The sequence below is a fragment of the Kitasatospora sp. NPDC059088 genome (genome assembly GCF_042738155.1).
In the GTDB taxonomy this organism is placed as follows: domain Bacteria; phylum Actinomycetota; class Actinomycetes; order Streptomycetales; family Streptomycetaceae; genus Kitasatospora.
Genome location: NZ_JBHYGR010000040.1, coordinates 13,165 through 20,548 on the forward strand (window position 1 = coordinate 13,165; position 7,384 = coordinate 20,548).

Annotated in this window: 9 protein-coding genes and 1 riboswitch; of the genes, 8 read left to right on the plus strand and 1 reads right to left on the minus strand. The window is 73.7% G+C overall.

Features of this window, described 5'->3' with window-relative positions; all coding sequences use genetic code 11:
* Positions 1-176 precede the first annotated feature (176 nt).
* On the plus strand, positions 177-764 hold the full coding sequence (locus ACFWXO_RS19615) for a CGNR zinc finger domain-containing protein (protein ID WP_375896623.1): 588 nt from the start codon (positions 177-179) through the stop codon (positions 762-764).
* 11 nt (positions 765-775) lie between these two features.
* Here ACFWXO_RS19615 and sodX read toward each other — a convergent pair whose 3' ends face one another.
* A complete protein-coding gene (gene sodX, locus ACFWXO_RS19620; protein ID WP_380525131.1) occupies positions 776-1,219 on the minus strand; it encodes a nickel-type superoxide dismutase maturation protease in 444 nt (147 codons plus the stop codon).
* A 176-nt stretch (positions 1,220-1,395) separates the two neighbouring features.
* Between sodX and sodN the strand changes: the two genes are divergently transcribed.
* The 7 genes from sodN to ACFWXO_RS19655 all read left to right on the plus strand — a co-directional run bounded on the left by sodN (position 1,396) and on the right by ACFWXO_RS19655 (position 7,265).
* Positions 1,396-1,791 carry a superoxide dismutase, Ni gene (sodN, locus tag ACFWXO_RS19625; RefSeq protein WP_045699892.1) on the plus strand — a complete coding sequence of 132 codons (396 nt, stop codon included), beginning with the start codon at positions 1,396-1,398 and terminating at the stop codon, positions 1,789-1,791.
* 99 nt (positions 1,792-1,890) lie between these two features.
* Positions 1,891-2,036, plus strand: a riboswitch (cobalamin riboswitch).
* Between the two features lie 95 nt (positions 2,037-2,131).
* Positions 2,132-3,184: a FecCD family ABC transporter permease gene (locus ACFWXO_RS19630; RefSeq protein ID WP_380525133.1), complete on the plus strand. Its 1,053-nt coding sequence runs from the start codon at positions 2,132-2,134 to the stop codon at positions 3,182-3,184.
* Positions 3,181-3,981 (plus strand): ABC transporter ATP-binding protein, encoded by an 801-nt coding sequence (locus ACFWXO_RS19635; protein WP_380525134.1) that lies wholly within the window; start codon positions 3,181-3,183, stop codon positions 3,979-3,981. The genes ACFWXO_RS19630 and ACFWXO_RS19635 overlap by 4 nt, the downstream gene beginning before the upstream one ends.
* A gap of 43 nt (positions 3,982-4,024) precedes the next feature.
* On the plus strand, positions 4,025-5,020 hold the full coding sequence (locus tag ACFWXO_RS19640; RefSeq protein WP_380525135.1) for an ABC transporter substrate-binding protein: 996 nt from the start codon (positions 4,025-4,027) through the stop codon (positions 5,018-5,020).
* A gap of 71 nt (positions 5,021-5,091) precedes the next feature.
* Positions 5,092-5,568 carry a GNAT family N-acetyltransferase gene (locus ACFWXO_RS19645; protein ID WP_375896636.1) on the plus strand — a complete coding sequence of 159 codons (477 nt, stop codon included), beginning with the start codon at positions 5,092-5,094 and terminating at the stop codon, positions 5,566-5,568.
* Positions 5,569-5,705: 137 nt separating this feature from the next.
* On the plus strand, positions 5,706-6,116 hold the full coding sequence (locus ACFWXO_RS19650; RefSeq protein WP_360233452.1) for an anti-sigma regulatory factor: 411 nt from the start codon (positions 5,706-5,708) through the stop codon (positions 6,114-6,116).
* Between the two features lie 156 nt (positions 6,117-6,272).
* Positions 6,273-7,265, plus strand: a complete 993-nt coding sequence (locus tag ACFWXO_RS19655) for an RNA polymerase sigma factor SigF (protein WP_375896638.1) — start codon at positions 6,273-6,275, stop codon at positions 7,263-7,265.
* Positions 7,266-7,384 lie beyond the last annotated feature (119 nt).

Here is a 7,384-nt window from a genome sequence, read left to right on the forward strand (position 1 = left end):
ACCCCCCCCCCCCGCGGGGGGGGGGCAACCCCCCCGGGGGGGGGGGGCGAGGGGGGGGCCCCCACACCCCACCCGCCCCCCCCCCCCACGTTTCCCCAGCCGGGTAATAGGCTGGAAGCGCCCAGCCCGTTACCGGAACCATCCGGGCCCGTTACGCAACCACTGGAAGGACCGCCGTGGAGCTCGCCTCGTACGCCGACCTCGCCGTTCGGCTGGTGAACACCGAGGAACCCGAGCGCGGCACCGACACGCTGACCTCGGTGGACGCCGTGCGCGCCCTCTTCTCCGACTCCTCCCGCGCCGCCGCGCTGGCCGACGAGTCCGACGTGCCCCGGCTGCGGGCGGTGCGGACCAGGCTGCGCGGAGTGTTCGAGGCCGCCGCCGAGGGGGACGAGATCCGGTCCGTCGACCTGCTGAACAGCCTGCTGATGGAGTACCCCGTCAGCCCGCTGGTCTCCGGGCACGACTACCTGGACGACGCCGGCCGGCCGCGCTGGCACCTGCACCTGGCCGACAACTCGCCCACCGCCACCGCGCACTTCAGCGCCGTCGCCTGCATGGGCCTGGCCGTGCACCTCACCGAACTGGGCGCCGACCGGCTCGGCATCTGCCAGGCCGCGCCGTGCCGCAACGCCTACCTGGACACCTCGACCAACCGCTCCCGCCGCTACTGCTCCGACCGCTGCGCGACCCGCGCCAACGTCGCCGCGTACCGGGCCCGCAAGCGGCTGGAGGCCGAGGCCGCGCTGGGCACCGGGCAGTAGCCGGCCGGGGCTCAGAGCTCGTCGACGAAGACCCCGAACCGCCGGGCCAGGCCCGGCACCCGGGCCAGCCGGGGGCCGAGCAGCAGCCGCTCCAGCCCGCGGCCCGGCGCCAGCCAGGCGGGGCTCGGCCGCAGCCGCAGCAGCACCCGGCCGAGCACCAGCTCGTCCGGGACCGGGCCGTAGCTGCGGCTGTCGCTGTCCACCGGACGGTTGTCGGACAGCAGCCACCAGCCCTTCGGGCGGCGCTCGGCGGCCCGCTTCACCACCAGCAGGTCCTGCTGGAACGGGTGCCGGAACAGCACCACCGCGCCGGGCCGGATCGGCGCCCCGTAGCGGACCAGCAGCCGGTCGCCCTCGCGCAGGGTCGGGACCATCGACGGGCCCGTCACGTCGACCAGCCCGAACGGCACCGCGCCGCCCTGCCCGCCGCCCTGCGGCTCCGCGCTCCGCGCCATGGCTCCTCCTCCCGGACCGACCGCCCCAGTCTGCCGTACGGACCGTCATCCGTTCGATGTCCGGATTACCCCGGTTCCGGGTCCGTCTTTCGCCCTAGGCCCACCGCCCGGCCGCGAAACCCGGAGGCCGGAAGGGTAATCTCGGGCGCGGGAAGACGATCTAAGGAAGGACTCCCATGTTCTCTCGTCTGTTTGCACCGCGTGCCACTGCTCACGCCCACTGCGACCTGCCGTGCGGTGTCTACGACCCCGCCCAGGCCAAGCTGGAGGCCGAGTCGGTCAAGGCCACCCAGGAGAAGTACCAGGCCAACGAGGACCCGCACTTCCGCGCCCGCGCCATCATCATCAAGGAGCAGCGCGCCGAGGCCGTCAAGCACCACATCTCGGTGCTGTGGAGCGACTACTTCAAGGCCCCGCACTTCGAGAAGTACCCGCAGCTGCACCAGCTGATCAACGACACCCTGAAGGCCGCCTCGGCCGCCAAGGCGTCCACCGACCCGGCCACCGGCCAGGCCCTGCTGGACCTGATCGCCGAGGTCGACAAGATCTTCTGGGAGACCAAGCAGGCCTGAGCCTGACGCGTCGCCACCCGGCCGCCCCCGTCCGCACCGTCGGACGGGGGCGGTCGTGCGTTCCCGTGCCCCCGCCCCGGGAACGGACCCCGGTAAGGGTTGCCTACCCTGAGTGGCTGTTATGCTGCCAGGGCGTCCGAGGGGGAAGTCCGGTGAGAATCCGGCGCTGACCCGCAACGGTGAGCACGGCCCGCGGTCCCGGGGCCGGGCCAGCCCGATCGCCCCCGGCCGCTGAACTCCCGACAACTCGCCGTGGACTGCGAGGGGAAGGCGCCCGGGCCCGGCCCCGGCCGGCGCCCGCCCCGGCACACCCGCGGCCCGAGGCAAGGCGCGCCCGCCCGTGAGTGACCCCGTCCGCCGAATACCGACCCTCCCGCTCGCCCTCGGCCTCGCCGCCGCCCTGCTGCTCTCCCTGGTCTGCGGCGTCGCGCTCGGCGCCTCCGGAATCGAACTCCCGTACGTCCTGCGACTGTTGGGCGCCGGGCTGACCGGCGGACGGCTGGACGCGAGCGACGCGGCGGCGTACGCGATCGTCTGGGAGCTGCGGCTGCCGCGCACCCTGCTGGCCGCCGTGGTCGGCGGCGGGCTCGCCGCCACCGGGGTCGCCGTCCAGGCCCTGGTGCGCAACGCCCTCGCCGACCCCTTCGTCCTGGGCATCTCCTCCGGCGCCGCCGTCGGCGCCAACGCCGTCCTGCTGCTCGGCGCCTTCGCCTCGCTCGGGGTGTGGGCGATCTCGGTCTCCGCGTTCGGCTCCGCGCTGCTCGCCATGGTGCTGGTCTACCTCGCCGCCCGCACCGCGTACGGGCTCACCCCGCTGCGGCTGGTGCTCACCGGCACCGCGCTCTCCTACGGCTTCTCCGCCCTGACCACCCTGATGGTCTTCTCCGCCGACCACGCCGAGGCCGCCCGGGACGCCATGATGTGGCTGCTCGGCAGCCTCGGCGGCGCCACCTGGGGCTCGGTGCCGATCGCGGCCGCCACCGTCCTGGCCGGACTCGCCTATCTGGCCTGCGCCGCCGGACGGTTGGACGCGCTCGCGATGGGCGACGAGACCTCCGCCTCGCTCGGCGTCGACCCGGACCGGCTGCGCCGGGAACTGTTCGTGGTCACCGCCGCCGTCACCGGCACCGTGGTCGCCGTCAGCGGGGCGATCGGCTTCGTCGGACTGCTGATGCCGCACCTGGCCCGGATGCTGGTCGGCGCCGGGCACCGCCGGGTGCTGGTGATCGCGCCGCTCGCCGGGGCGCTGCTGCTGGTCTGGGTGGACATCGCCTCCCGCACCCTGCTGGCGCCCGCCGAACTGCCCGTCGGGGTGTTCACCGCGGTGCTCGGGGTGCCCGCCTTCCTGCTGATGATGCGCCGCCGCGGCCAGGCCTTCGGAGGCCGGCGATGACGGGCCCGACCCCTTCGACCGGCGCGGAGGACCTGCGCGTCGACGGCGTCTCGGTGGAACTGGCCGGCGCCCGGCTGGTCCACGAGGTGAGCCTGACGGCCGCCGCCGGGCAGGTGATCGGACTGATCGGCCCGAACGGCAGCGGCAAGTCGACCCTGCTGCGCTGCGTCTACCGGGTGCTGCGCCCGGCCGGCGGGACCGTCCGGCTGGCCGGCGACGACCTGCACGCGCTCACCGCCCGCGACACCGCCCGCCGGGTGGCCGCGCTGACCCAGGAGCACCCCGCCGAGTTCGAGTTCACGGTGGCCGAGGTGGTCGCCATGGGCCGGCTGCCGCACCGGCGCGGCCTCGCCGCCGGCCCGACCGCCGGGGACCGGGAGCGCTGCGCCGCCGCGCTGCGCCGGGTCCGGGCCGACCACCTCGCCGAACGCGCCTTCCCGAGCCTGTCCGGCGGCGAGAAGCAGCGGGTGCTGATCGCCCGCGCCCTCGTCCAGGAACCGCGCCTGCTGGTGCTGGACGAGCCCACCAACCACCTCGACATCGCCCACCAGTTGGAGGTGCTGGCGCTCGCCCGCGAGGCCGGGCCGACGGTGCTCACCGCCCTGCACGACCTCAACCTGGCGGCGGGCCACTGCGACCGGCTGTACGTGCTGGAGGCCGGCCGGATCGTCGCCGCCGGCGAGCCCCACGAGGTGCTCCGCCCCGAACTGCTGGCCGAGGTGTTCGGCGTCCGGGCCACCCCCGTCCGCCACCCCGGGACCGGCGCCCTCCAGCTGCTGTTCGACCGTCTCGCCTGACCCCCGCGAATCCCCGGGACCGTTCCGATCCGAAGGAACCCGTATGCGCACCAAGGCCGTTGCCGCCACCGCCCTACTCACCCTCGGGCTGACCGCCTGCGGCGCCGAGATCGCCCCCCGCCCCGGCGCCGCCACCGCCTCCGGCCACTACCCGGTGACCGTGACGAACTGCGGCGAGCGGCTCACCTTCGCGCAGAAGCCCGCCCGGGTGGTGACCAACGACGTCAACATCACCGAACTGATGCTCTCCCTCGGCCTCGCCGACCGGATGGTCGGCTACGTGATGCCCGACGACAAGGGGCAGGTCGACAAGGTGGCCTGGAAGGACGGCTACCGGCAGACCAGCTGGCTCTCCAAGAAGGTGCTCACCAAGGAGATCGCCCTGGACGCCAAGGCCGACCTGGTGTTCGCCGGCTGGCACTACGGCTTCGACGAGGGCAGCGGGGTCACCCCGCAGGCGTTCAAGGCGCTCGGCGTGGACTCCTACGTGCTCAGCGAGTCCTGCCGCAGCGGCAAGGGCTCCGAGCGCGGGGTGATGGACCCGCTGGAGGCGCTCTACACCGACCTGGCCAACCTGGGCGCGATCTTCGACGTCGAGGACCGCGCCGACAAGCTGATCGCCGAGTCCAGGGCCACCATCGCCGCCGTGCCGCAGCCGGAGCGCCGCCCGTCCGTCTTCCTGTACGACAGCGGGCAGGACAAGCCGTACACCGCCGGGAAGTTCGCCGCCGCGAACGAGATCATCGCGAAGGCCGGCGGGACCAACGTCATGGGCGACCTCGCGGACACCTGGGTCACCGCCGGCTGGGAGAGCGTGGTGCAGCGCGACCCCGAGGTGATCGTGATCAACAACTACGCGACCCCGGGCGCCGAGGAGAAGCGGACGTTCCTCAAGTCCTTCCCGCCGCTGGCGAACGTCGCCGCGATCAGGAACGACCGGATCTTCGTCATGGACTACGTCGACCTGGTCGAGAGTCCGCGCAACCCGGCCGCGATCAGCACCCTGGCCGGGTTCCTGCGCACCGTCCCGGCCCGCTGACCGGCGCGACCGACGATCGGACCCCGCTCCGGCCCTGGGCCCGGGCGGGGCCCGCGCAGTAGGCTCGCGGCATGATCCGCACCGCCGTCGTCACCGACGTTCCCGTCGTCCTGGCCATGATCCGTGAGCTCGCGGAGTACGAGAAGGCCCCCCAGGAGGCGGTGGCCACGGAGGAGCAGCTGCGCGAGGCGCTGTTCGGCGCCGCCCCGGCGCTGTTCGGCCTGATCGCGGAGGACCCGGCCACCGGCGAACCGGTCGGCTTCGCGCTCTGGTTCCTCAACTTCTCGACCTGGCGCGGCACCCACGGGATCTACCTGGAGGACCTCTACGTCCGCCCGCAGGCCCGCGGCGGCGGCCACGGCAAGGCGCTCCTGCTGGAGCTGGCGAGGATCGCCGTCGAGCGCGGCTACGCCCGGGTCGAATGGTCGGTGCTGGACTGGAACCAGCCCTCGATCGACTTCTACCGCTCGCTCGGCGCGGTGCCGATGAACGGGTGGACGGTCTACCGGCTCACCGATGAGGCACTCACGGCCGCCGGGAAGCGTTGAACCCACGCACGGAGTAGGGGCAAAGCCCCTGCCACCCTGCGTCGCAATGCCTTACCATGAGTAACTCCCGCACCGGGTGCGGAGGACGCCCCCTCGGGGGTACCAAGCAAGCACAGCGCGTCACCCAGGAGGCAAGGGTGTCCCAGATCGACAGCGATCTCGGAGTTCAGGACTTCGTGGAGGTCCGGCTGCCCGCGGCAGGGGCCTACCTCTCCGTGCTGCGAACAGCGACGGCCGGGCTTGCCGCCCGGCTGGACTTCACCCTCGACGAGATCGAGGACCTGCGGATCGCGGTGGACGAGGCCTGCGCCATCCTGCTCCAGCAGGCGGTGCCCGGCTCCGTCCTGTCCTGCGAGTTCCGGCTGGTCGGCGACTCGCTCAAGGTGACGGTCTCCGCTCCGACCACGGACGGCAAGGCGCCCGAACGCGACACCTTCGCGTGGACGGTGCTCTCCGCGCTGGCCGGCGAGGTGGACTCCTCGGTCGCCGAGGACAACACCGTGACGATCAGCCTGCACAAGAAGCGCGGCGGGTCCGCCGCCCACTGACCGGGCACCGAGCAGCAGCACCCTGCAAGGGCCGTCCGCCGCACCCCACCCGGGGCCGGTGGGCGGCTCCCGGTACCGCCCACCGGCGGTACGACCAACGAGACGATGCCGGGGCCGACGGCCCCGGTGCTCCCGGAACGGAACGGGGGAATGGCCGTGAGTGATCTGGACCGTACCGGCCTCGCGACGGCGGGACCTGCCGTACCGACCCAGGCGAGCGTTTCCGGCCTCGCCGCCAACGACGAAGCGCACCCGAAGGACGCCCACCGGATGAGCCACCCGACCGAGCCGACGTCTGAGCCGACGCCCGCCTCCACTCCCCCGCCGGAACCGGCGGCGGAGGGCGCGGACCTGCACGGCGCCGTGCCCGCCCAGGGCTCGCACCGCACCGGCGCACCGGACCGGGAGGCCGCCCGCGCGCTGTTCGTCCGGCTGGCCGCGCTGCCCGAGGGCTCCCCGGAGCGCGTGGAGCTGCGCAACCAGCTGGTCCGGATGCACATCCCGCTGGTCGAACACCTGGCCCGGCGGTTCCGCAACCGGGGTGAGCCGCTGGACGACCTGACCCAGGTCGCCACCATCGGACTGATCAAGTCGGTGGACCGCTTCGACCACGAGCGCGGGGTCGAGTTCTCCACCTACGCGACGCCGACCATCGTCGGCGAGATCAAGCGGCACTTCCGCGACAAGGGGTGGGCGGTGCGCGTCCCGCGCCGCCTCCAGGAGCTGCGGCTGTCGCTCACCACGGCGACCAGCGAGCTCTCCCAGCGGCACGGCCGCTCCCCCACGGTGCACGAGCTGGCCGAGCACCTGGGCATCTCCGAGGAGGACGTGCTGGAGGGCCTGGAGTCCGCCAACGCGTACTCCACGCTGTCCCTGGACGTCCCGGACAGCGACGACGAGTCGCCGGCCGTGGCGGACACCCTGGGCGCCACCGACGAGGCACTGGAGGGCGTCGAGTACCGCGAGTCGCTCAAGCCCCTGCTGGCCCAACTGCCGCCCCGGGAGCAGAAGATCCTGGTGCTGCGGTTCTTCCGGAACATGACCCAGTCGCAGATCGCCGCCGAGGTGGGGATCTCCCAGATGCACGTGTCCCGCCTGCTGGCCCGGACCTTGGCCCAGCTGCGGGAGAAGCTCCTCGTCGAGGAGTAGCAGGACCGGCACGAACGGACGGGCGGCCCCGCCGGGGGGGGGGGGGGCGGGCGGTGGGGGTGGGGGGGGGGGGGGGGCGCAGCCCCCCGGCGGGGCGGTCGGGGGCGCCCGCGGCCGCG